General features: G+C 60.6%; 19 protein-coding genes and 4 pseudogenes. 13 read left to right on the top strand and 10 right to left on the bottom strand.

Annotated elements, in window-relative coordinates; all coding sequences use genetic code 11:
* Positions 1 to 3 precede the first annotated feature (3 nt).
* From lipA to purF, 6 genes are all read left to right on the top strand, one after another.
* Complete coding sequence (lipA, locus tag HMPREF9371_RS06905) at positions 4 to 984, top strand: lipoyl synthase (protein WP_009119297.1); 981 nt, start codon at positions 4 to 6, stop codon at positions 982 to 984.
* Between the two features lie 263 nt (positions 985 to 1,247).
* Complete coding sequence (locus HMPREF9371_RS06900; RefSeq protein WP_009119295.1) at positions 1,248 to 2,627, top strand: FAD-binding oxidoreductase; 1,380 nt, start codon at positions 1,248 to 1,250, stop codon at positions 2,625 to 2,627.
* Between the two features lie 62 nt (positions 2,628 to 2,689).
* Positions 2,690 to 4,000: a bifunctional tetrahydrofolate synthase/dihydrofolate synthase gene (folC, locus tag HMPREF9371_RS06895; protein WP_009119294.1), complete on the top strand. Its 1,311-nt coding sequence runs from the start codon at positions 2,690 to 2,692 to the stop codon at positions 3,998 to 4,000.
* 3 nt (positions 4,001 to 4,003) lie between these two features.
* Positions 4,004 to 5,068, top strand: a complete 1,065-nt coding sequence (locus HMPREF9371_RS06890; RefSeq protein WP_009119293.1) for an SPOR domain-containing protein — start codon at positions 4,004 to 4,006, stop codon at positions 5,066 to 5,068.
* A complete protein-coding gene (locus tag HMPREF9371_RS06885; protein ID WP_009119292.1) occupies positions 5,068 to 5,574 on the top strand; it encodes a CvpA family protein in 507 nt (168 codons plus the stop codon). Before HMPREF9371_RS06890 ends, HMPREF9371_RS06885 begins: the two co-directional genes overlap by 1 nt.
* Before the next feature lie 7 nt (positions 5,575 to 5,581).
* Positions 5,582 to 7,105, top strand: coding sequence for an amidophosphoribosyltransferase (purF, locus tag HMPREF9371_RS06880; RefSeq protein ID WP_009119291.1), 1,524 nt, complete (start codon positions 5,582 to 5,584; stop codon positions 7,103 to 7,105).
* Positions 7,106 to 7,149: 44 nt separating this feature from the next.
* Here the strand turns inward: purF and HMPREF9371_RS13485 are convergent.
* Positions 7,150 to 7,369: pseudogene (locus HMPREF9371_RS13485) on the bottom strand (ATP-dependent exonuclease).
* A 30-nt stretch (positions 7,370 to 7,399) separates the two neighbouring features.
* Here HMPREF9371_RS13485 and hpnD point away from each other — a divergent pair.
* The 3 genes from hpnD to HMPREF9371_RS06865 all read left to right on the top strand — a co-directional run bounded on the left by hpnD (position 7,400) and on the right by HMPREF9371_RS06865 (position 10,355).
* Complete coding sequence (gene hpnD, locus HMPREF9371_RS06875) at positions 7,400 to 8,251, top strand: presqualene diphosphate synthase HpnD (RefSeq protein WP_040660317.1); 852 nt, start codon at positions 7,400 to 7,402, stop codon at positions 8,249 to 8,251.
* Positions 8,248 to 9,561 carry a hydroxysqualene dehydroxylase HpnE gene (gene hpnE, locus HMPREF9371_RS06870; RefSeq protein ID WP_009119289.1) on the top strand — a complete coding sequence of 438 codons (1,314 nt, stop codon included), beginning with the start codon at positions 8,248 to 8,250 and terminating at the stop codon, positions 9,559 to 9,561. Before hpnD ends, hpnE begins: the two co-directional genes overlap by 4 nt.
* Positions 9,562 to 9,638: 77 nt before the next feature.
* Complete coding sequence (locus HMPREF9371_RS06865) at positions 9,639 to 10,355, top strand: SDR family oxidoreductase (RefSeq protein WP_009119288.1); 717 nt, start codon at positions 9,639 to 9,641, stop codon at positions 10,353 to 10,355.
* A 135-nt stretch (positions 10,356 to 10,490) separates the two neighbouring features.
* Here HMPREF9371_RS06865 and HMPREF9371_RS13480 read toward each other — a convergent pair.
* The 6 genes and pseudogenes from HMPREF9371_RS13480 to clpS all read right to left on the bottom strand — a co-directional run.
* A pseudogene (locus HMPREF9371_RS13480) lies at positions 10,491 to 10,696 on the bottom strand (hypothetical protein); the annotation flags it as partial.
* A 4-nt stretch (positions 10,697 to 10,700) separates the two neighbouring features.
* Positions 10,701 to 11,813, bottom strand: a complete 1,113-nt coding sequence (ribD, locus tag HMPREF9371_RS06860; RefSeq protein ID WP_009119286.1) for a bifunctional diaminohydroxyphosphoribosylaminopyrimidine deaminase/5-amino-6-(5-phosphoribosylamino)uracil reductase RibD — start codon at positions 11,811 to 11,813, stop codon at positions 10,701 to 10,703.
* A 227-nt stretch (positions 11,814 to 12,040) separates the two neighbouring features.
* On the bottom strand, positions 12,041 to 12,220 hold the full coding sequence (locus HMPREF9371_RS06855; RefSeq protein ID WP_009119285.1) for a hypothetical protein: 180 nt from the start codon (positions 12,218 to 12,220) through the stop codon (positions 12,041 to 12,043).
* Positions 12,217 to 12,948: a hypothetical protein gene (locus HMPREF9371_RS06850; RefSeq protein ID WP_156787003.1), complete on the bottom strand. Its 732-nt coding sequence runs from the start codon at positions 12,946 to 12,948 to the stop codon at positions 12,217 to 12,219. The genes HMPREF9371_RS06855 and HMPREF9371_RS06850 overlap by 4 nt, the downstream gene beginning before the upstream one ends.
* A 129-nt stretch (positions 12,949 to 13,077) precedes the next feature.
* A complete protein-coding gene (gene clpA, locus HMPREF9371_RS06845; protein ID WP_009119283.1) occupies positions 13,078 to 15,378 on the bottom strand; it encodes an ATP-dependent Clp protease ATP-binding subunit ClpA in 2,301 nt (766 codons plus the stop codon).
* Positions 15,379 to 15,381: 3 nt separating this feature from the next.
* Positions 15,382 to 15,693, bottom strand: coding sequence for an ATP-dependent Clp protease adapter ClpS (gene clpS, locus HMPREF9371_RS06840; RefSeq protein WP_009119282.1), 312 nt, complete (start codon positions 15,691 to 15,693; stop codon positions 15,382 to 15,384).
* 329 nt (positions 15,694 to 16,022) lie between these two features.
* On the opposite strand from clpS, the gene HMPREF9371_RS06835 reads away from it, so the two are divergent.
* The 3 genes from HMPREF9371_RS06835 to HMPREF9371_RS06825 all read left to right on the top strand — a co-directional run bounded on the left by HMPREF9371_RS06835 (position 16,023) and on the right by HMPREF9371_RS06825 (position 18,112).
* Positions 16,023 to 16,226 carry a cold-shock protein gene (locus tag HMPREF9371_RS06835; RefSeq protein WP_009119280.1) on the top strand — a complete coding sequence of 68 codons (204 nt, stop codon included), beginning with the start codon at positions 16,023 to 16,025 and terminating at the stop codon, positions 16,224 to 16,226.
* A 96-nt stretch (positions 16,227 to 16,322) separates the two neighbouring features.
* Positions 16,323 to 16,544 (top strand): DUF1653 domain-containing protein, encoded by a 222-nt coding sequence (locus tag HMPREF9371_RS06830; RefSeq protein ID WP_156787002.1) that lies wholly within the window; start codon positions 16,323 to 16,325, stop codon positions 16,542 to 16,544.
* Positions 16,545 to 16,648: 104 nt separating this feature from the next.
* Positions 16,649 to 18,112: a DegQ family serine endoprotease gene (locus HMPREF9371_RS06825; RefSeq protein WP_009119278.1), complete on the top strand. Its 1,464-nt coding sequence runs from the start codon at positions 16,649 to 16,651 to the stop codon at positions 18,110 to 18,112.
* 290 nt (positions 18,113 to 18,402) lie between these two features.
* Here HMPREF9371_RS06825 and HMPREF9371_RS06820 read toward each other — a convergent pair whose 3' ends face one another.
* The 3 genes and pseudogenes from HMPREF9371_RS06820 to hisB form a co-directional block, all read right to left on the bottom strand.
* Entirely contained in the window at positions 18,403 to 18,924 is a 522-nt protein-coding gene (locus tag HMPREF9371_RS06820; RefSeq protein ID WP_009119277.1) for a hypothetical protein, read from the bottom strand.
* A gap of 13 nt (positions 18,925 to 18,937) precedes the next feature.
* A complete protein-coding gene (locus HMPREF9371_RS06815) occupies positions 18,938 to 20,869 on the bottom strand; it encodes an ATP-binding cassette domain-containing protein (protein ID WP_009119276.1) in 1,932 nt (643 codons plus the stop codon).
* A gap of 162 nt (positions 20,870 to 21,031) precedes the next feature.
* Positions 21,032 to 21,622 (bottom strand): annotated as a pseudogene (gene hisB, locus HMPREF9371_RS06810) (imidazoleglycerol-phosphate dehydratase HisB); the annotation flags it as partial.
* A gap of 261 nt (positions 21,623 to 21,883) precedes the next feature.
* Between hisB and HMPREF9371_RS06805 the strand changes: the two are divergent.
* A pseudogene (locus HMPREF9371_RS06805) lies at positions 21,884 to 22,357 on the top strand (CRISPR-associated endonuclease Cas3''); the annotation flags it as partial.
* Positions 22,358 to 22,428: the final 71 nt, after the last annotated feature.

The following is a 22,428-nucleotide window of genomic DNA, read 5'->3' as shown; positions in this document are numbered from 1 at the left end:
GTTATGAGCACCGAACCCGCCAAGCCCCTCGACAACGCCCAAGGCGTGAAGCACAAAGGCGCCGCCAAAACCGCGCGCATTCCGATTAAGGTGGTGCCGCTGGAAGAAAAGCTGAAAAAGCCCGAGTGGATCCGCGCCAAGCTGCCCACCGGCAAGAAGTTTTTCGAAATCAAAAACATCTTGCGCGACCAAAAAATGCACACCGTGTGCGAAGAAGCCTCTTGCCCCAATATCGGCGAATGCTTCAGCAAAGGCACGGCCACTTTTATGATTATGGGCGACATCTGCACCCGCCGCTGCCCCTTCTGCGACGTCGGCCACGGCCGCCCCAATCCGCTGGATCCCGACGAGCCGAAAAACCTGGCCGAGAGCGTGGCGGCGATGAAGCTGCGCTATGTGGTGATCACGTCGGTGGACCGCGACGATTTGCGCGACGGCGGCGCCCAGCATTTTGCCGACTGCATCAACGCCATCCGCGAGCGCAGCCCCGATACCAAAATCGAGATTTTGGTGCCCGATTTCCGCGGCCGCCTCGATATCGCCTTGGACATTCTGGCCAAAAACCCGCCCGATGTGATGAACCACAATCTGGAAACCCACCCGCGCCTCTACAAACAGGCGCGCCCCGGCTCCGATTACCAGCATTCGCTGGACTTGCTCAAGCGCTACAAAGCCATGGTGCCGCAGGTGCCGACCAAGTCCGGCATCATGGTGGGGCTGGGCGAAACGGATGAGGAAGTGCGCGAAATCATGCGCGATATGCGCGCGCACGACATCGAAATGATTACCGTGGGCCAGTATCTGCAGCCGTCCAACGGCCATTTGCCGGTGCTGCGTTATGTGACGCCGGCGCAGTTTAAGGAATTCGAACAGGAAGCCTACGCCATGGGCTTCACCAACGCCGCCATCGGCGCCATGGTGCGCAGTTCCTACCACGCCGACGTGCAGGCGGAAGAGGCGTTGAAAGAAAGCCAAACCGCTTGAGGCGGTGTTTTCAGGTAGCCCGTGCCGGCTGCTTTGCTGTGTGCAACAGGCTACCTGAAGATATTGTTTCTGTTCGGGCTTGGGTCGGATTCTTGCATCGACCCATCCCGAAACGCCCGCTATCCCGGGCGGTTCAGACAAGTATTGAATGGTTGTCGGATACCCGTATCCGATCCGTAACTACTGTTTTCAGGTAGCCCGTGCCTGTTTTCTATATCGAGCAACAGGCTACCTGAAAGTATTTCCCCGTTCAGGTAACCCGTATGCCCGATCACGCCTTGCTGCACAAGCTGTCGGCTTTTTTATCGCCGCACGAAATCGCCGCCGATGCCGAAGCGCTGCTCACCGACCAACGCCGCCGCTATACCGGCGAAGCCGCGGCGGCGGTGCTGCCCGACAGCGTGGCGCAGGTGCAGCGCATTGTGCGTTTCTGCGCCGAACACCGCATTCCCATCACCCCGCAGGGCGGCAACACCGGCCTGTGCGGCGGGGCGGTGCCGCAGGGCGGGGTGTTGCTCAACCTGAGTCGCTTAAACCGCATCCGCCTCGTGGAAGTGGCCGACAACGCCATCACGGTGGAGGCCGGCGCGGTGCTGCAGACGGTGCAGCAAGCGGCGGCGGCGGCCGGGCGGCTGTTTCCGCTCAGTCTGGCCAGCGAAGGCTCCTGTCAAATCGGCGGCAACATCGCCACCAATGCCGGCGGCCTGAATGTGCTGCGTTACGGCAGCATGCGTGATTTGGTGTTGGGCTTGGAAGTGGTGCTGCCCGACGGCGAATTGGTGTCGCATTTGGCGCCGCTGCACAAAAACACCACCGGCTACGATCTGCGCCATCTGTTTATCGGCAGCGAAGGCACGCTGGGTGTGATCACGGCGGCCACGCTGAAGCTGTTTGCCCGCCCGCAAAGCACGGCCACGGCCTGGGTGGGCGTGGACAGCATCGAAGCGGCGGTGGCGCTCTTAACCCTGATGCAGGGACAGTTTGCCGAGCGCCTGTGCAGTTTCGAGCTGCTCAGCGCGTGGGCGCTGGAGTTGTCGGCCCGTTACAGCGGTACGCCGGCGCCCTTGGCCGCCGAGTGGCATGTGCTGCTGGAGTTGAACGACAGCCTGCCGGCGCAGGACTTGGACGGCAGCCTGGCCGAATGCCTGATGCAGAACGGCTTTGACAATGCGGTGCTGGCGCAGTCGGGCAGCGAGCGACAGATGCTGTGGCGGTTGCGGGAAAACGTGTCGGCCGCGCAGCGCGATTTGGGCGCCAGCATCAAGCACGACATCGCGGTGCCGATTGCGCGGGTGGCCGAATGGGTGCGCCAAACCGGCGCAGCGCTGGAGGCGGCCTTCCCCGGCATCCAAATCGTGGTGTTCGGCCATCTGGGCGACGGCAGCCTGCATTACAACACCTTCCTGCCCGGTGTGCTGGATCAAGAAGTGTACCGTTACGAGGCGGCGGTGAACGAAGTGGTGTACCGCCACACGCTGGCCTGCGAGGGCACGATTGCCGCCGAACACGGCATCGGCCAGGTGAAAAACCACTGGCTGCCGCAGGTGCGTACGCCGGCCGAAATCGCCCTGATGCGGGCGGTGAAGGCGCAGCTGGATCCGCACCAATTGATGAATCCGGGCAAGTTGTTGCCGCCGATGTAAGCCGGGCTACCTGAACAGGCGCATGGTGCGTTTCAGGTAGCCTGTATCCACTGAGGAATCGAATGAAAACACTGCAAGACTGGCTGGGCCATCTGGAAAACGCCTACACCGGCGGGGTGGCGCACAGCAACGGCGTCATCGACATGGGGCTGGAGCGGGTAGGCGCGGTGAAAGAAAAAATGGGGCTCAAGCCCGCCTGCCCGGTGGTGGTGGTGGCCGGCACCAACGGCAAAGGCTCGGTGTGTGCTTTTCTCGCCCGCATCTATACCGAAGCCGGCTTCAAAACCGGCGTGCTCACCAGCCCGCACATTTTGCGCTATAACGAGCGCATCCGCATCGATACCCGGCCCGTGGCCGACGAGGCGATTACCGCCGCTTTCGAGCGCATCGAAGCGGCGCGCGGCGACATCCCGCTCACTTATTTCGAGTTCAACACGCTGGCGGCGGTGGATATTTTCTGCCGCGAACAGGTGGAGGTGATGATTTTGGAAGTCGGCCTCGGCGGGCGTTTGGACGCGGTTAACGTGTTCGATGCCGATGTGGCGGCGGTGACTTCGGTGGATTTGGATCACCAGGTCTTTTTGGGCGACACGGTGGAGCAGGTGGCGTTTGAGAAAGCCGGCGTGTTCCGTACCGGCAAACCCGCCGTGTGCGCCCAGCATCCGCCGCCCGAATCGCTGCGCCGCCACGCCGAAGACATCGGCGCCGATCTGCTGCTGGTGGGGCGCGATTACGGTTTTAGCCGCTTGGAGCAGCAACAATGGTCGTTTCACTGGCATCCGCAACAGAGTACCTGGTTTTCAGGTAGCCGCAACCGCAACGCCCTGCCGCTGCCGGCGTTGCGCGGCGCCTATCAGCTCAACAACGCGGCCTGTGCGCTGGCGGTGTTGGAATGTCTCAACAGCCGGCTGCCGGTGGACATCGGCGCCATCAAGCGCGGCCTGCTGACGGTGGTGAACCCCGGCCGCTTCCAAGTGCTGCCCGGCCGCCCGCTCACCATCCTGGACGTCGGCCACAACCCCCATGCCGCGCGGGCGATGCGGCAGAGCCTGATGGCGCTGCCGTTTGCCGAAAAACGGCTGGCGGTGTTCAGCATGCTGGCCGATAAAGATTTGGCCGGCGTGGTGTCGCTCTTGAAAGACCAGTTCGACGAATGGCTGGTGGCTCCCTTGGCCATGCCGCGCGGCCTCAGCGCCGAAGCGCTGCAGGAAAGGCTGGCGGCTGCCGGTGTGGAGAACGTGCGCCGGTTTCCCGATGTGGCTTCGGCCTACCGCGCGGCTTTATCCGAGGCGGGGGAAAATGATAGAATCGCCGCATTTGGTTCGTTTCACACGGTAGCGGAAATCATGGCCCTGCTGCCGCCACAGGAATAGCTTATGCCGCCCCAATACAACCCCCGCCTGCGCCGCTTGGAAGAATACGAGCAGATGAAGCGCAAAAACCGCCGCCGCTTGGTGGGCGCTTTGCTGATGGCCGGCATTGCCGCCCTGCTGCTGGCCAAAGTGTTGGGCGGCAGTGAAAACACCGATGCGCCGGGCAGCATTACGGTGAGCGACGGGGGGGCGGAAGTGTCTGCCCCTGCCGTTCAGGTGGCCCCGGCGGATGCCGAAGAAGCGGCGGCGCGTTCCGAAAGCGAAACCGTTGGGGATGCGGCTGAAGCCGCCGTGCCGGTGCCGCCTGCGGACAGCGCAGAGCGAGACGAAGGCAAACAGACCCGGGTAACCGTGTTGCCCAATCCGCTGACCGGCAAAACAGCGCCGACCCCGCCGGAAAGCAAACCGGCGCCCGCCCCGCGCGAAGCGGCCAAGCCGGCCGATGCGCCGCCTGCCAAAGCGCCTGCTTCGCGCGAGGAAAGCGCGGCGCCGCCGGCTAAAACGGAACCGCCGAAGTCCGAATCTCCCCAACCTGCCGCCCAGTCAACGCCCAAGCCGGCCGAAAGCCGTGCCGCCCGCCCGCCGAGCCCGCAGCAGGCCGAAGAAGGCCGCCGTCAGAATACCGCCAAACCGGCGGGTGAGCGCGAGCGCCGCCAACAGGCGGAGTCTCCCGCCCGCCGTCCGGCGCAAGCCGCTTCAGGTAGCCCCGAGCGCCGCGAACCGTCGAAGAACAGCTGGTCCGGTTTGAGCCCGGAAGAAATTTTGAATAACCGCGCCGCCCGCCAAGCCGAATCCGGCCGCTCGGACCCGCAAGACATCCTCAACGGCCGCAGCGAGCCGCGCCGCACCGTGATCCAAGTGGGCGCCTACACCAGCGAAGAGCAGGCGCGGGCGGTGCAGAAACGCTTGGCCGATGCCGGCGTGAGCGCCTATGTGGCGCCTTCCGAAAGCAACGGCAACCGGCTTTACCGCGTGCGCACCGGCTCTTACCCTTCTGCCGCCGCCGCCAATCAGGCCTTGGGCAAGATTAAAGCGCAGGGCTTGGACGGCATGCTGTTGGAACGCTGATGACGCTGTTTGACTATTTGGCCTTGGGTACGGTGGCCGCTTTCACCCTGATTTCCCTGTTTCGCGGCGTGTTGCACGAATTGGTGGGGCTGCTGTCTTGGGTGGCGGCCTTTATTGCGGCCCGCTTCTTGGCCGTGCCGGTGGCCGATACCGGGTTGCGCAGCATCGAGCCGCCTGCGCTGGCGGTGGTGGCTGCTTTTATTTTGGTCTTTTTGGCGGTCCGCCTCGGCATGATGCTGTTGCAGTCGGTGCTGTCTGCCGGCGTGCGGGCGGTCGGCCTGGACGGTGCCAACCGCCTGCTGGGCGCGGCGTTCGGCGCGCTAAAAGGCGTGTTGGCGGTAACCGTGGCGGTGTTGGCCTGTGCTTTCACCGAGCTGCCGCAAAGCCCCGAATGGCGCGATTCGCAAACCGCCTTTGTTTTTGAAGGCCTGGCCAGCTTGGCCGTGCCTTATCTGCCGCCTTTCGTGGCCGAGCAGATCCACTATCAGCCTTTATCGACGGAGTAAGTTTATTATGTGTGGTGTTTTGGGTATGGTGGCTTTCGAGCCGGTCAACCAGTTGCTCTACGACGGTCTGCAGGTGCTGCAGCACCGCGGGCAGGATGCGGCCGGCATCGTAACCGCCGAGGGCAGCATGTTCCATATGCATAAAGGCAAGGGGATGGTGCGCGACGTATTCCGCACCCGCAATATGCGCGACCTCACCGGCCATGCCGGCATCGCCCATGTGCGTTATCCCACCGCCGGCAATGCCGGCAACGATGCCGAAGCGCAGCCGTTTTACGTGAGCTCGCCCTTCGGCATTGTTTTGGCCCACAACGGCAACCTCACCAACACCGAAGAGCTGTATCAAAACCTGTGCCACCGCCATCTGCGCCACATCAACACCGGCTCCGATTCCGAAGTGCTGCTCAATGTGCTGGCGCACGAGCTGCGCCAAGCGGTGCAGGGGCGCGCCACTTTGAGCGTGGACAATATTTTCGACGCCGTCGCCAGCCTGCACCGCCAAGTGCGCGGCGCTTACGGCGTGGTGGCGCTGATTGCGGGCTACGGCATGCTGGCCTTCCGCGACCCCAACGGCATCCGCCCCTTGGTGTTGGGCAAACACACCGATGCCGACCAGCGCACCGCCTATGTGGTGTCGTCCGAGTCGGTGGCTTTCCCCAGCTTGGGTTTCGAGCTGGAGCGCGACATTGCGCCCGGTGAAGCGGTGTTTGTCGGCTTCGACGGCAGTTTCCACAGCCGCCAATGCGCCGAGCGCCCGCGCTTACTGCCCTGTTTGTTTGAATACGTGTATTTCGCCCGCCCCGATTCGGTGGTGGATGGCGTATCGGTGTACCAGTCGCGTTTGAATATGGGCGTGACGCTGGCGGAAAAAGTGAAGCGCAGCCTGAATTTGGATGAAATCGACGTGGTGATGCCGATTCCGGATACCAGCCGCCCCAGCGCCATGCAGCTGGCCCACCATTTGGGCAAACCCTATCGCGAAGGCCTGATCAAAAACCGCTACATCGGCCGCACCTTCATCATGCCGGGCCAGGCCACGCGCAAAAAGTCTGTGCGTCAGAAACTCAACCCCATGGAATACGAATTTGCCGGCAAATCGGTGCTGTTGGTGGACGATTCCATTGTGCGCGGCACCACCAGCCGCGAGATTGTGGAAATGGTGCGGGCGGCCGGCGCGAAAAAAGTCTATTTCGCCTCCGCCGCGCCCGAGGTGCGTTACCCCAATGTGTACGGCATCGACATGCCCACCCGTGCCGAACTGATTGCCAACGGCCGCACCGCCGAGCAGATTGCCGCCGAAATCGAAGCCGACGGCGTGGTGTTTCAGGATTTGGCCGATTTGGAAAACGTGATCCGCGAATTGAACCCCGCCATCGAAGGATTCGATTCTTCCTGCTTCAACGGCTGCTACGCCACCGGCGACATCGACGAAGCCTATCTGCAACGCCTCTCCGACGGCAAAAACCAAACCGGCATCCGCGCCGGCTTGGTGGAGCACAGCGTGTTGGGTCAAAGCCGCAGCGAGGAATAAACGCCGCCCGTATCCGCAGGCTACCTGAAAGCGACCCGCCGCTTTCAGGCCGGCAAAGCCGGCCTTGATATATGTTTCGACCCAGCCTGAGACCTTTGCAAAACCCCCAGATGTGGATGCAGTTCAAGGCGTAGCAGCACAGCGAGCGTGAACGCCGGAAATCCCCGTGGGACAGACATATCACACGATAGGCAAGCGAGCGAGCAGTACCCCTAGGTCATAAACGCACAACGCAGAAATGCGCCGCAGATGGGGGTTTTGCAAAGGTCTCAGCCTGCTTTTTTCACGAATATTATGACGCCCTACCAATACTGCGAAGACAAAGCCGCTGCCAGCGGCTCCAGTTTTCTGGCCGGCTTCCGCTTCCTCAACGCCGACAAACGCCGCGCGATGACGGTGCTCTATGCCTATTGCCGCGAGCTGGACGATGTGGCCGACGATTGCTCCGATGCCCATGTGGCGGCGCAGACGCTGGCTTGGTGGCGGCAGGATCTGGCCAAAGCCTTTCATGCCGATGGCGTGCCCGAACACCCCGTGCATCAGGCTTTGCGGATGGAAGCGCCGAAATACGGGCTACCTGAAAGCGAATTGGCCGCCGTCATCGACGGTATGGAAATGGATGTGCAGCCGCGCCGTTACGCCGATTTTGCCGCGCTCGCCGAATACTGCCACTGCGTGGCGGGCGTGGTCGGCCGGCTGATTGCGCGCATTTTGGGTTTCCGCGATCCGGCGGTATTGGCCTATGCCGACAAAATGGGCCTCGCCCTGCAGCTGACCAACATCATCCGCGACGTGGGCGAAGACGCCGCCATGGGCCGGCTGTATCTGCCGGTGGAGGATTTGCAGCGCTTCAAAGTGCCGGCGGCCGACATCCTGCAGCGCCGCGCCGGCCCTCAGTTTGCCGAGCTGATGGCTTTTCAGGTAGCCCGTGCGCGGGAAACGTACCGCGAAGCCGTGCGTCTGCTGCCGGCGGCAGAACGGAAAAACCAGCGTGCCGGCCTCATCATGGCGGCGATTTATTACGCGCTGCTGAACGAAATCGAGCGCGACGGCGCCGCCAATGTGCTGCGCTACAAGCTGGCGATTCCCAAACCGCGCAAAATCCGTTTGGCATTGAAAACCTGGCTCATGGGGTTCCAACCGTGAAACGCAAACCGAATATCGCCGTTATCGGCGCCGGCTGGGCCGGTTTGGCGGCGGCCGAGCAGTTGTGCGGCCGCGCCGAAGTTACCGTATTCGAAGCCGGCAAAACCGCCGGCGGCCGCGCCCGTGCGCTGGCCGGCGAAGGCAGCGGCTTTGCCCGCCTGGACAACGGGCAGCATATTTTGCTCGGTGCCTACCGTCAGGTGCTGGCCCTGCTGGCGCGCTGCGGCGTGGCTGAAGAAGATGCTTTTCTGCGTTTGCCGATGCAGTGGCGGATGCACGGCGGCCTCTCTTTCGCCGCCAAAAACCTGCCGGCTCCGTTTCATCTCTTGGCCGGCGTGCTGACGGCCAAAGGCGCGGGGCAGGGCGGCCGGTTGGCTTTGCTGCGCCAGATGCGCGCGCTGCAAAGTTATTCGGCGTCGCCCGACATGAGCGTGGCGGCCTGGCTGCGACAGCAGCAGGTGTCGCGCCATTTGTGGCAGATGTTCTGGCAGCCCTTGGTTTGGGGCGCGATGAACACCGATTTGGAGCAGGCCGCTTTGTGGCGTTTGCAGAATGTGCTGCGCGACGGCGTGTGGCACAGCAAAACCGGCAGCGATATGCTGCTGCCGCGGCGCGATTTGGGCAGCCTTTTGGTGGCGCCCTTGTGCCGCCGTTTGGCCAAACACGGCGTGCGCCTGCGGCTGCAAACCCGGGTCGGTGCGCCGGAAATCGGCCTTTCAGGTAGCCTGAAGCTGGCCGGCGAAACCTTTGATGCGGTGGTGGTGGCGGCTGCGCCTTATCATGCGCCCGCCCTGCTGCCCGCAGGTACGCCGGCCGAGGTGCATGATGCCTTGTCGCAGCTGCGCTATCACGCCATCACCACCGTTTATCTGCGTTATGCGCAGGCGCCGAAGCTGCCCGCGCCGATGACCGGCTTGGCCGAGGGTACCGCGCAATGGCTGATCGACCGCCACGCCCTGGGCATGGGTTGGCACGAGTTGTCGGCGGTGATTTCGTTGTCGGAACAGCACGGCGCGCTCAGCCGCGAACAATGGATAGAACGGGTGCACCGCGACGTGCTGCGCGTTTGTCCCGATTTGGGCGAACCGCTGGCCGGCTTTGCGCTGACCGAAAAACGCGCCACGTCCGCCGCCGCAATCTCCGCACCCGCCGTTCCGCAGGCCTGGCTGCGCCAGCAGCGCGTTTATCTGGCCGGCGATTATCTGCACCCGCGCTATCCGGCCACGCTGGAAGCGGCCGTGCAAAGCGGCGAACAGGCCGCGGCCCTGTTGATGGCCGATTGGGCGCGTTTGGGCCCGGCAATGTTATGATGCTGCCCTAAGGTCTCAGCCTGTCCGGCACCACCCTGTTTTCACTGGATTCCCTACCGTAGCGAGAAAACCCGTTTATGAAACTGCAAAACAAAGTGATTCTGGTCACCGGCGCTTCGCAAGGCATCGGCGCCGAAGCCGCCCGTGCCTGTGCCGCCGAAGGCGCCACCGTGGTGCTGGTGGCCCGCCATCAGAAAAAGCTGGAAAAAGTGTACGACGAAATCGTGGCCGCCGGCTGGCCGGAGCCTTATGCCGTGGTGTTCGACCTGCTGACTGCGGAAGAAAAAGAATTTGCTCAGCTGGCCGCCACTGTGGCGGAAGCCACCGGCCGCCGCTTGGACGGCATCATCCACAGCGCCGCCTATTTTTACGCCCTCTCGCCGCTGGATTTCCAAACCGTGGCCGAGTGGGTCAACCAATACCGCATCAACACCGTTGCGCCCATGGGCCTGACCCGTGCCTTCCTGCCGCTTTTGCAGGCTTCTGAAGACGCTTCCGTGGTGTTTGTGGGCGAAAGCCACAGCGAAACCCCGCAGGCTTATTGGGGCGGTTTCGGCGCCTCCAAAGCGGCATTGAATTATTTGTGCAAAGTGGTGGCCGACGAATGGTCGCGTTTTCCCAATATGCGCGCCAATGTGCTGATTCCCGGCGCCGTCAACTCCCCGCAGCGCCTGAAAACCCATCCCGGCGAAGCCAACAGCGAACGCCGCAAACTCAGCGACATCGCGCCGGCTTTCGTGTATTGGCAGAGCGCGGAAAGCAAAGGCCGCAGCGGCGAAATCGTGTATCTGTAAGCGGTTTCCGGCCACAAAAAACTTCAAGCAAGCTGTGCCTGCAGCTTGCTTGAAGTTTTTTTGCGTTTCGGCTTGTCCGCAGCCGCTGCTTCCATGTCTGCCGGCAATGTTTTTGCCGAATCGGAGCGGAGCGGTTGGCCGAGACCTTTGCAAAACCTCCAGATGTGGATGCAGTTCAAGGCGTAGCAGCGCAGCGAGCGTGAACGTCAGGAATCCCTGTGGGACAGACATATCATATAGATAGGCAAGTGAGCGAGCAGTACCCATAGGGCATAAACGCACAACGCAGAAATGCGCCGCAGATGGGGGTTTGCAAAGGTCTCTGGCCGTGCCTCCGGCATGGGTTCAAGCCGGATCAGACCGCCGCCGCAGCACCCATTTGATGTCGTCGCCGAGCATCTCGACGCTGCGGGTTTGCCATTGGGGCGCACGGCTGAGCACGTCCGGGTTTTCAGGTAGCCCGAACAGGCCGCGGGCGCTGTGACCGAGGATTTTGGGGGCTTGGTAGCAGACGATTTCGTCCACCAGGTCTGCGGCCAGAAAAGCGGTGTGGAGGGTGTGGCCGGCTTCGAGCATCAACTCGCCGATGCCTTGTTCGGCCAGGTAGGCGAGCAGGGCGGGAAGGGAAGGCCGAACGTCGGCATCTGTGGGGAGGCGGTGCAGGCGAACGGCGGGGAAGGCGGCGAAACGGCCGTCGTCTTCGGCGGCGGTGAGGATGAGGGTGGCTTGGCCGTCTTGGATGAGGTGGCTGTGTACGGGCGTGCGCAGGCGGCTGTCGAGCACGATGCGCAGCGGCTGGCGCAGGGTGGGGAAGCTGCGCACATTGAGGCGCGGGTTATCGGCCAGCACGGTGCCGACGCCGGTGAGCACGGCGCAGCTTTCTGCACGCAGGGTTTGCACGTTTTGGCGGGCGGCGGGGCCGGTGATCCATTGGCTGCGGCCGTCGGCCAGCGCGGTTTTGCCGTCCAGGCTGGCGGCGGTTTTCAGTTTCACGAAGGGGCGGCCGCGTTCGATGCGGGAGAGAAAGCCGCGGTTGAGCTCGCGGGCTTCGGCTTCGTACAAACCGCAGGCTACCTGAATACCGGCTTCGCGCAGCATGGCCAAGCCTTTACCGGCCACCAGGGGATTGGGGTCGCGCATGGCGGCCACCACACGGGCCACGCCGGCTTGGATGAGGGCGGCGGCACAGGGCGGGGTGCGGCCGTGATGGGCGCAGGGTTCGAGGGTAACGTAGGCGGTGGCGCCGCGGGCGGCGCTTCCTGCTTGGCGCAGGGCGTGCACTTCGGCGTGCGGTTCTCCCGCGCGCAGATGGAAGCCCTGGCCGATGATTTGCCCGCCGAGGGCGATTACGCAGCCGACGCGGGGATTGGGCGAGGTGGAAAAACGCCCTTGTTCGGCGAGGGCGAGGGCGTGCCGCATATGGGCGTGGTCTTGCGGGGAGAAATTGTTTGGGGTCATGGGCGGTGGTAAAAGGGGAAGGGCTATTCGGAGCGTGTTGTCAGAAAGCGTGGAGACGGTATGGGAGAACTTCCCCACCGGGGGCATCGCCCTCTGCGGAGCAATGGAAATGCCCGCAAGATCGGGCATCTTGCGAGCATTTTCGTGGTTCACTAGGACCAAATCTCAGTTTGGCTAGCAGGAACATGCTGCAATGCTTAGCGTTTCATCATGGTGAAACCACGATTTCAGCGTATTTTTTGGCAATTGCCCATTTTGCACTCCCACACATCGCCATCGGCACCCACTTGATGCATGGGATTCAGGCGCACATGGTCGGGGCTGCTGTGGCCGACCGTCGCGGCGCAGCCGGAAAGGGCGAATACGCTCAACGCTGTCAATAAACCGATAAACCATTTCTTTTTCATTGATACACTCCCGTGGCGCCACGCGCCACACTGTCTATGCCGCACATGGCCCACACTTCTTTCAGCGGTTGGCACTCATGCACGGGGTGGGCGCGATCCGCCTGGCACATCTGCCGCGCGCGGGCGGCCAGCATCTGCCGCCAGGCCGTTACTTGCGCATCACTCACTGCGCTTTGCGGATTGCCGCGCTCCTCCGCGCTTAAGTGTGCAACGTAGAAGCGGCGGTAGAGTTCGCCGTCGGCACGGTAGCGGTTGATCTGATTGCCTGAGGGATGGGCAAAACCTTCCGCCACCGCCACGCAGCTGTTGCCCGCTTCGGCAATGATGCGGCAGCGGCTGTTTGCATCGTCTGCGCAGCGTTGCAAGGTTTCGTGCCGCACCCGTTCGAGATTGGGTTCGCCGCGTGCGGCATTGGTGCCGTAGCTGGCCGCGCGGCTGTCGATGATGCGGTGGCCTGCACGATGCCGCTCTTCGCGGTGCGGCTGTGCGCCAATGGCAAAGGCGACATGGCGGGCGTCGTTGAAATAATAATAGCCGGTAATGCGTACGCCGCCCTGATTGGTGCCGTTTTGAGCAGGGGTTTGCAGGCCGGGTCGAATGTGGTGATGATAAATATCTTGCCGGAGTCTCTCTTGTGCTGCCCGGTTCATCTGCTGCTGGGCAGCGTTTTGAGCCTGCACGCTGCCTGCAATCAGCAGGGCGGCCAATATGGGTATTTTGTGCATCACGGTGCTTTCTCCTTGTAGACGTTTGGGAGCCTTCATTCTACTGTAATAAGCGTTTTATGGTAGTAAAAACCTTAATATTTTAGCAATCTCAATCAAAGGATGGGTTTCAGGTAGCCTGTGCGGTCAGGATTAAACAGAGGGAGCGGTTTCGCCGGCGGTTTTGGCCGCGGCGGGTGGGGTGTCGCGGATGCTGAGGGTCACGCTGTCGCGCTCGGCATCGTAGCCGATCAACACTTCGCCGCCGTTGCTCAGGCGGCCGAACAGCAGCTCGTCGGCCAGGGCGCGGCGGATTTTGTCTTGAATCAGGCGCTGCATCGGACGGGCGCCCAAGTGCGGGTCGAAGCCTTTTTCGGCCAGATAGGCACGCAGTTCGGGCGTGAAGCGGGCTTCCACCTGTTTGTCGAGCAGTTGCTGTTCCAAGGCCAGCAGGAATTTGTCGGTTACTTTGGCGATGATTTCGCCATCCAGCGGAGCGAAGGCAATCACGGCATCGAGGCGGTTGCGGAATTCGGGGCTGAAGGTGCGCTTGAGGGCTTCGCCTTCGTCGCCGGCCTGCCGTTTGGCGGTAAAGCCCAGCGTGGGGCGGCTGAGGCTCTCGGCGCCGGCGTTGGTGGTCATGATGATGATGACGTTGCGGAAGTCGGCTTTGCGGCCGTTGTTGTCGGTGAGCGTGCCGTAGTCCATCACCTGCAGGAGGATGTTGTAGATGTCGGGATGGGCTTTTTCCAACTCGTCGATCAGGAGCACGCAGAAGGGCTGTTTGCTGACGGCTTCGGTGAGCAGGCCGCCCTGTTCGAAGCCGACGTAGCCGGGCGGCGCACCGATGAGGCGGGCCACGGCGTGCGGTTCCATGTATTCCGACATATCGAAGCGGTGCAGCGGCACGCCTAGGGTGTAGGCCAGCTGGCGCGCCACTTCGGTTTTGCCCACGCCGGTGGGGCCGGAAAACAGGAAACTGCCGATGGGTTTGTCGCTGTGGCCCAAGCCGGCGCGCGACATTTTGATGGCGGCGGCAAGCGCTTCGATGGCGGCGTCTTGGCCGAATACCATGCTCTTGAGGTTGCGTTCCAAGTGGCGCAGGGTTTCTTTGTCGTCTTGGGAAACGGTTTTTTCGGGAATGCGGGCGATTTTGGCCACCACGGCTTCAATCTGGGCGCTGTCTATGGTTTTGCGCTGCTTGGATTTGGGCAGGATGCGCTGGGCGGCGGCGGCTTCGTCGATGAGGTCGATGGCTTTGTCGGGCAGGAAACGGTTGTTCAGGTAGCGTGCCGACAGCTCGGCCGCAGCTTGCAGGGCGTTGGGGCTGAAGCGGATTTGGTGGAAGGCTTCGAAGGCGGGTTTGAGGCCTTTGAGGATTTGTACGGTTTCCTGCACGCTGGGTTCGTTGATGTCGATTTTCTGGAAGCGGCGGCTGAGGGCGTGGTCTTTTTCGAAAATGGTGCGGTATTCGCTGTAGGTGGTGGCGCCGATGCAGCGCAGCTGGCCTTTGGCCAAGGCCGGTTTGAGCAGGTTGGAGGCATCCAGCGTGCCGCCGGAAGTGCTGCCGGCGCCGATGATAGTATGGATTTCGTCGATGAACAAAATGGCGTTGTCGGTGTCGGCCAGTTGTTTGAGTACGGCTTTGATGCGGGCTTCGAAGTCGCCGCGGTATTTGGTGCCGGCCAAAAGGGCGCCCATGTCGAGGGCGAAAACGGTGCTGCCGGCCAGGGCTTCGGGGATGTCGCCGTGAACCAGCCGGTATGCCAAGCCTTCGGCGAGCGCGGTTTTGCCCACGCCGGCTTCGCCCACCAGCAGCGGGTTGTTTTTGCGGCGGCGGCACAGGGTTTGCAGCAGGCGCTCCATTTCAGCTTGGCGGCCGATGAGAGGATCGATGCGGCCGGCGCGGACTTCTTCGTTGAGATTGACGGTGTATTTGCCCAAGGCGTTTTGCGTGTCTTCGGCCGGCTCGCCCGCTTCGTTTTTGGGCGATTCCTGCTTGTCCTGTTCCGAATCGGGGCGGATGCCGTGGGCGATGTAGTTGAGCACTTCGCTGCGGCCAACGCCTTGCAGATCAAGGAAATACACGGCATGGCTGCTTTTTTCAGACAATATGGCCACCAAAACGTCCACCGGCCGCACCAGGCGTTGGTCGGCCGATTGGGCGTGCAGAATGGCACGTTGCATCACGCGCTGGAAGCCTAAGGTAGGTTCGGTTTCGGTGCGCGGCAGCGCGGCTTCGGGCAGCAGCGGGGTGTTTTCTTCAATGCTTTCGGCCAGTTGTTTGCCGAGTAGGGTCAGATTGACACCGCAGCCTTGCAGCACGGCTTCCGCATCACGGTCTTCGCGGATCAGCGACAGCAGCAAGTGTTCGATGCCGATGAATTCGTGATGCCGGGCGCGGGCTTCGGCATAGGTGATTTGCAGGATGTGTTCGAGTTGTTCGGAAAGCACGGTTTAAACCTCCTCGACGGTACTGAGCAGCGGATGGCCGGCCTGCTTGGCCCGGCTGTGCACTTGATGGCTTTTGGTTTCGGCAATGTCTTTCTGATAAATGCCGCACAGGCCCTTGCCTTCGTGGTGTACTTGCAGCATCACGGCCACGGCTCGTTCTTCGGGCAGTCGGAAAATGTCTTGCAGGATGCCGACCACGAAATCCATGGGGGTGTAGTCGTCGTTAATCAGAAAAACGCCGTATTGTTTGGGCGGCGGCGTGTGTTGTTCGAGCCGGTCTTGTTGCCGGGTGGTGTCGGTATGGGGGGCGGGCATATTGATATTTAGAGTAGTGCGGGTGTTGGGTGAAAATATATATAAAAGAAACGATGGAAGGCTACCTGAAAACGGCGGGCGGCAACACGCCGATGAAGGCAATATATGGGAAGAAAATCATCTTTCTGTGTTTTTTTTGCTATTTTTAACTTTTCATTCAAACATTGCTTGACTAGAGTTGGGAAGCTAGGTAAAAAGTCTTCCGCAAACCAGGCAGCTTGAAAGTTTTTTCAGAACAAGCAGCTTAAGCCACCTTACGGATATTGTCGTTTACCTGCTCTGCCGCTTTGCTTTTTTGTTTTTGTTTTATTCAGAATAGGATTTTTTCTATGGCAACAGGTACTGTTAAATGGTTTAACGATGCCAAAGGTTTCGGTTTCATCACTCCCGACGAAGGCGGCGAAGATTTGTTCGCCCACTTCTCAGCCATCAATATGAACGGCTTCAAGACTCTGAAAGAAGGTCAAAAAGTTTCTTTCGATGTGACCACCGGCCCGAAAGGCAAACAGGCCGCCAATATTCAAGCGGTTTAATCTCCGCTGAGGGAAAAGCAGGCACGGCCTGCTTTTTTTACGGCCGTGTTTCGCGCATTGGGCGGGGGTCTGATTGTAAACCAAGGAAGGAAAAACGTGCAGAGCAAAATAAGGCGGGGCATTTACCGACATTATAAAGGGAAGCGGTACGAAGTATTGGACGTGGCCCGCCACTCGGAAAGCGAGGAATGGCTGGTGGTGTATCGTGCCCTGTATGGCGATTACGGTTTGTGGGTGCGGCCTGTGACCCTGTTTCTCGAGCCGGTGGCCACGCCTGAGGGCGAGGTGCCCCGTTTTGCTTTGGAAAAGGCTTTTTAGGCTACCTGAAAGCCATCTAAGCATTTGGTATCGCTGGCGGTTTTTTAAAAATTTCGTTACAATCCGCTCCCTTTTGATTTTCATCATACACTGCCGAAATTGCCATGAAATTTGTTTTTCCTTATTCCGCACTGGCTTTAGCCGCCGTTTTTCTGCTGCACGGTTGCGGCGGCGGTCATGATGAGCAGGCTGCGTCCGAGGTATTGGTGCAAACCGTTGCCGTGCCCGACGGACAAGGCGGCACCGCCACCATGCTGCTGCCGGACTTTATCAAACTGGTGGAGCAGGAGGGGGGCGCAGTCGTCAGTATTCAAGCTTCCCGCGACGAACAGGCCATGGCCGACACCGGAATGCCTCTGGACGGCCTGCCGGAGAACGATCCGTTTTACGAGTTTTTCAAGCGGCTGCAGCCGCACGCCGATCCTGCCGAGCAAGAAGACAATCACAATTTCGGTTCCGGTTTCATCATCAGCCCCGACGGCTATATTCTGACCAACACCCATGTGCTGAGCGGCATGGACAACATTAAAGTGGTGCTGAACGACCGGCGCGAGTACCGGGCCGTGTTGGTGGGGTCGGACACCCAATCCGATGTGGCTTTGCTGAAAATCGACGCACAGAACCTGCAGGTGGTAAAAGTAGGCGATGTGAAAGCCTTGCGCGTGGGCGAATGGGTGGCGGCAATCGGTGCGCCTTTCGGTTTCGACAACAGCGTGACGGCAGGCATTGTGTCGGCCAAGGGCCGCAGCCTGCCGAACGAGAGCCATATGACGCCGTTTATCCAAACCGATGTGGCGATCAACCCCGGCAATTCGGGCGGCCCGCTGTTTAATCTGAAAGGGCAGGTGGTCGGCATCAATTCGCAGATTTACAGCCAGTCCGGCGGTTTTATGGGCATTTCGTTTGCGATTCCGATTGATGTGGCCATGAGTGTGGCCGAACAACTGCGTACCACCGGCAAGGTGCAGCGTGCACGCATCGGCGTGGTGATTCAGGAAGTCAGCTACGATTTGGCCAAATCTTTCGGTTTGGAATCGGCCAACGGCGCGCTGATTGCCGAGGTGATGCCGGACGGGCCGGCGGCCCAGACCGGCTTGAAGCCCGGTGATATTGTGTTGAGCGTGAACGGCGAAGCCGTTAAGTCCTCCAATGATTTGCCGGTGTTGGTGGGCATGATGCCGCCCGGCACCACGCTGACTTTGGGCATTTGGCGCGACGGCAAACAGCAGGATGTGGCTGTGGTGTTGGCCGCGAGCCAGGAGAATCATACCCTGTCTGCGCGTGAAAGCCTGCCGGAATATATCGTAGGCGAGGGCGGCGGTTTTGCCGTTGAACAGGCTGGTTTGCAGTTGCTGCCCACGGCACAGGGTTTGGCGGTGATTCAGGCCGGCGGACCGGCCCAGCGCGCCGGCTTGCGTCGCGGCGATGTGGTGTTGATGGTGGACCGCCAGCCGGTGCACGATAAGGAAAGCTTCCTTCGGGCTTTGGGCGAGGCGCATGACACAGTGGCCTTGCTGGTGCGCCGAGGCGACAGCAAAGTTTTTGTGGCTTTGGATTTGCGCGGTTAAACCGGGCTTTTACGGCAAACAGGCTGAGACCTTTGCAAAACCCCCAGATGTGGATGCAGTTCAAGGCGTAGCAGCGCAGCGAGCGCAGACATATCACACGATAGGCAAGCGAGCGAGCAGTACCCATAGGGCATAAACGCACAACGCAGAACTGCGCCGCAGATGGGGGTTTTGCAAAGGTCTCAGGCTACCTGAAACGCTTTAGCTACGCAGAAACTCGCGCAGCTCGTTTTCAGGTAGCCTGTTGGTATTGAGATGTCATGAGCGAAGGTTGCGGGCGGAGTTTTGCACTACATCCGGCTCAATTCGCGCTGCAAGGCTTGGATGTTTTGTTGGCGGTCGAGCACATCGCTTTGTAGGCTGTTGATGCGGGCCTGGTGGGCGGCGTAGGCGGCACCGTTGCCGCGTGGCAGGGTGCGGCTTTCGGTGAGCGCTTTTTGCGCATCGGCCAGCGCCCGGCGTTCGTTGGCCAGCTCTTGTTCGAGAATCATGCGGCGGCCGCTGTTGGTGCGCGTGGTGGGTGGGGCGACCACGGGGGCGGCAGGCGCCTGGTAAGCGGCGCGTTGTGAAGCGGCGGGCGTGCGTACCGGTGCGGCGGCGCGCTGCGGGGCGGGCGCAGCAGCGGTTTCGGCCTGCGGCTGCCGCACCGGGCGCGGGCGTTCGCTGCTGTAGGAGCCGATTTTCGGCAGATCGGCAGACCGGCAGCCGGGGCCGGGTTTGTTGCTGTAGCGGCCGTCGCCGCATTCGTACACAGCTGCGGTTGCAGGCAGGCTGAGCAACACACACAAGGCCAGCAAAACAGATGTTTTCATTTTGTTTTCCCTTTTATTTTAAGCCGGTGGCGGCAAATTCCTGCTCAACCGCCAGCCGGGTCTGCTCCAGTTCTTCCTGCCAGAGCAGCCAGTTTTCTTCCAAGCCGTTTAATTGTACTTTGAGCGCGGCCAGCTTGGCTAAGTGTTCTTGCAATTTGGCTTTATTGTGTTCCGTATAGGCATCTTCCTGCGCCAGAAAGGCTTCGCTTTCCTGACGTTGCCGGTCGAGCTCGGCTATTTCGCGCTCGGCCCGCTCGATTTTCTGCTGCAGCGGTTTGCAGCGGCGGGTGCGTTCTTGGCGCAGCTGGGCTTCCAGCCGTTTGTTGTCTTTGCGGCTTTGTCCGGCGGCGGAAGCGGCGGGTTGTTCGGCGGTCTGCTCTTGGGTCAAACGCCATTGGCGGTAGTCGTTGAGGTCGCCGTCGAAGGTTTGTAGGCGGCCTTGGTGGATGAGGAGGAATTGGTCGGTGGTGGCTTCGAGCAGGTTGCGGTCGTGCGACACCACGATTAGGGCGCCTTGGAAGCTTTGTAAGGCCAGCGTTAAGGCGTGGCGCATGTCTAAGTCGAGGTGGTTGGTGGGTTCGTCGAGCAGCAGCAGGTTGGGCTTCTGCCACACGATCATGGCCAAGGCCAGACGGGCTTTTTCGCCGCCGGAAAACGGGGCGATGGGCTGCATGGCCATGTCGCCGACAAAATTGAACCCGCCGAGGAAGTTGCGGATGTCCTGCTCGCGCACGTCGGGCGAGAGCTGTTGGATATGCCAGACGGGGCTTTGGTCTTCGCGCAGGATGTCGAGCTGGTGTTGGGCGAAATAGCCGATGTTCAGTTTGTCGGCGCGGATGATCTGCCCGGCTTGCGGGGTAAGGCTACCTGAAAGGGCTTTGATCAGGGTGGATTTGCCGCTGCCATTGACGCCGAGCAGGCCGTAGCGGGCGCCGCTTTCCAGCGACAGGTTGGTGTTGTGCAGCACGGTTTCTCCGCCGTAGCCCAAATCGACCTGATCCAGCTTGAGCAGGGGATTGGGCAGGTGTTCGGGCTGCTCGAAAGAGAAGGAGAAACTGCTGTCTAAATGGGCGGGTGCGATGCGCTCCAGTTTGGCCAGGGCTTTCATGCGGCTTTGGGCCTGTACCGCTTTGGTGGCTTTGGCTTTGAAGCGGTCGATGAAGGATTGCAGGTGTTTGATGTGGGCTTGCTGCTTGCTGTAGGCCGCCTGCTGTTGTGCCAGCCTTTGGGCGCGTTCCTGTTGGTAGAAATCGTAGTTGCCGCCGTAGCTTTCCAGTTTCTGGCCGGCCAGCTCGATGGTGTGGGTGGTGACGGCGTTGAGGAAGTCGCGGTCGTGCGAGATGATGATTTGGGTGCAGGGCAGGGCGGCCAGATGGTTCTCCAGCCACAATACGGTTTCCAAATCCAAGTGGTTGGTGGGTTCGTCGAGCAGCAGCAGATCGGCGCGGCACATCAAGGCCTGGGCGAGGTTCAGGCGCATCCGCCAGCCGCCGGAAAAAGCGCTGACCGGTTTGCCGTGTTCTTCCTGGCTGAAGCCCAAGCCGCTGAGCAGTTTGGCTGCGCGGGCGGCGGTGGTATAGGCGCCGATTTCTTCGAGACGGGCATGGCATTCGGCCATGCGGATGCCGTCGCCGCTTTGTTCTGCGCTTTGCAAGGCCGATTGCCAGTGTTGCAGTTCGGCGTCGCCCTGCAATACATAATCGAGTGCGGATGTTTCCAGAGCGGGTGTTTCTTGGGCAACGGAGGCCAAACGCCAGCCGGCTGGCAGGCGGATGTCTCCGCCATCGGCCACGATTTCGCCTTTGATGAGGGCAAACAGGCTGGATTTGCCGCTGCCGTTTTTGCCGATTAGGCCGACACGGCGGCCGGGCGTGATTTGGGCTTGGGCTTGTTGGAGCAAAACTTTCAAGCCGCGTTGCAGGGAGAGGTTTTTGATTTCGATCATGAGGAATACGGGCTACCTGAAACGGGGTTCGGGCAGCTTGGGCAAGCTGTAATAAAGGTTGGTGTACCGGATGCGGTGTCGGGATAGCAAACCGTAGTGGCTGAAGTTTGAGGCTACCTGAAACAGGATTTCAGGTAGCCTTTGTTGTGTTGCGGCCGCAGATCATGCAGTGAGTGTGCCTTTGGTGGAGGGCATTTTGCCGGCCATGCGGGGATCGTGTTCCACCGCCATGCGCAGGGCGCGGCCGAAGGCTTTGAAGACGGTTTCGGCTTGGTGGTGGGCATTGATGCCGCGCAGATTGTCGATGTGCAGGGTCATCATACTGTGGTTCACCAGGCCGTGAAAAAATTCGCTGAACAAATCCACATCGAAGCGGCCGATCATGGCGCGGGTGAATTCGATGTTGTAGGTGAGACCGGGGCGGCCGGACAAATCCAACACCACGCGGCTTAAGGCTTCATCCAGTGGCACATAGCTCATGCCGTAGCGGCGGATGCCGGTTTTGTCGCCCAGCGCCTGCTTCAATGCCTGGCCGAGGGTGATGCCGATGTCTTCCACACTGTGGTGGTCGTCGATGTGCAGATCGCCTTTGCAGTGGATGTCCAAATCAATCAGGCCGTGGCGGGCGATTTGGTCCAGCATGTGCTCCAAAAACGGGATGCCGGTATCGAATTTGGCACGGCCGGAGCCGTCGAGATTGAGGGAAACGGTAATCTGGGTTTCGTTGGTGTTGCGAGTAACGGTGGCGGTGCGCATATCGTGATCCTGATAGAGCTGTGTCGGAAGCGGAGGCTACCTGAAAACGAAAAACGCTTATTTTAGCGGATTTTTGTGATCCGGCCTATTTGCTTGAAATTTCGTTCTTAAGAAGAAAGAGGAGGATTCAGTGAGCAAGTTGGGGATTGAGAAGATAGCAGCCACACTTACTGGCAGCGTTGTGGTATATCTACTCTTATAAATTTTATTAACTTAAAATAACGAAAATAAAAATTATTCTACAAGGAATATTTCGTCATGGTTGTTCAGCCTATCCAAACTTACTACGCCCATTCCGCCGAAAACCAACCTTACGAATACTGGCAAACCATGCGCAGCCATGCCCACAATGTGGGTGATACGGCCGCAGAGTTTGCCGCTTTTTTTGGCGCGCAGGAAATGGCGCGTTACACCGGCCAACTGCACGATTTGGGCAAATACACGCCGGAGTTTAACCGCCGCCTGCATGGCGGCCCATCGGTGGACCATGCCACGGCTGGCGCAAAAATCGCCTTTGAGCGCTGGGGCTTGCAGGGCAGACTGATGGCGTTTTGCATCGCCGGTCATCACGCAGGCTTGGCCAATGGAGACGGCGAAGGCGACAACCGCCGCACCTTGACCCAACGCTTGGCCGTGCCGTTCGGTACAGGCATCCACGATATTCCCAAGCTGGATGAGGTGTGGCGGCAAGAGATTCAGCTGCCTGAAAAATTGCCGATGCCGGGCGTCAAGTTTGGCGTTGCCGATTCTGCAGACAAATATGCCAAGTCCTTCAGATAATATCTTAGCCGGTCAATGTAAAA

Origin of the sequence: Neisseria shayeganii 871 (assembly GCF_000226875.1) — a bacterium.
Taxonomy (GTDB): domain Bacteria; phylum Pseudomonadota; class Gammaproteobacteria; order Burkholderiales; family Neisseriaceae; genus Eikenella; species Eikenella shayeganii.
Note: the sequence above shows the minus strand (reverse complement) of the source record. Positions and strands in the feature narration are given on the sequence as shown.

Excerpts from the sequence above, each read along its gene's own strand:
- HMPREF9371_RS06890 (WP_009119293.1), top strand. The coding sequence starts at position 4,004 with ATGCCGCCCCAATACAACCCCCGCCTGCGCCGCTTGGAAGAATACGAG.
- HMPREF9371_RS06900 (WP_009119295.1), top strand. The coding sequence starts at position 1,248 with ATGCCCGATCACGCCTTGCTGCACAAGCTGTCGGCTTTTTTATCGCCG.
- ribD (WP_009119286.1), bottom strand. The coding sequence starts at position 11,813 with ATGACCCCAAACAATTTCTCCCCGCAAGACCACGCCCATATGCGGCAC.
- HMPREF9371_RS06820 (WP_009119277.1), bottom strand. The coding sequence starts at position 18,924 with ATGAAAACATCTGTTTTGCTGGCCTTGTGTGTGTTGCTCAGCCTGCCT.
- HMPREF9371_RS06825 (WP_009119278.1), top strand. The coding sequence starts at position 16,649 with ATGAAATTTGTTTTTCCTTATTCCGCACTGGCTTTAGCCGCCGTTTTT.
- clpS (WP_009119282.1), bottom strand. The coding sequence starts at position 15,693 with ATGCCCGCCCCCCATACCGACACCACCCGGCAACAAGACCGGCTCGAA.
- HMPREF9371_RS06885 (WP_009119292.1), top strand. The coding sequence starts at position 5,068 with ATGACGCTGTTTGACTATTTGGCCTTGGGTACGGTGGCCGCTTTCACC.
- HMPREF9371_RS06865 (WP_009119288.1), top strand. The coding sequence starts at position 9,639 with ATGAAACTGCAAAACAAAGTGATTCTGGTCACCGGCGCTTCGCAAGGC.
- HMPREF9371_RS06835 (WP_009119280.1), top strand. The coding sequence starts at position 16,023 with ATGGCAACAGGTACTGTTAAATGGTTTAACGATGCCAAAGGTTTCGGT.
- folC (WP_009119294.1), top strand. The coding sequence starts at position 2,690 with ATGAAAACACTGCAAGACTGGCTGGGCCATCTGGAAAACGCCTACACC.
- HMPREF9371_RS06855 (WP_009119285.1), bottom strand. The coding sequence starts at position 12,220 with ATGAAAAAGAAATGGTTTATCGGTTTATTGACAGCGTTGAGCGTATTC.
- hpnD (WP_040660317.1), top strand. The coding sequence starts at position 7,400 with ATGACGCCCTACCAATACTGCGAAGACAAAGCCGCTGCCAGCGGCTCC.
- HMPREF9371_RS06815 (WP_009119276.1), bottom strand. The coding sequence starts at position 20,869 with ATGATCGAAATCAAAAACCTCTCCCTGCAACGCGGCTTGAAAGTTTTG.
- lipA (WP_009119297.1), top strand. The coding sequence starts at position 4 with ATGAGCACCGAACCCGCCAAGCCCCTCGACAACGCCCAAGGCGTGAAG.
- purF (WP_009119291.1), top strand. The coding sequence starts at position 5,582 with ATGTGTGGTGTTTTGGGTATGGTGGCTTTCGAGCCGGTCAACCAGTTG.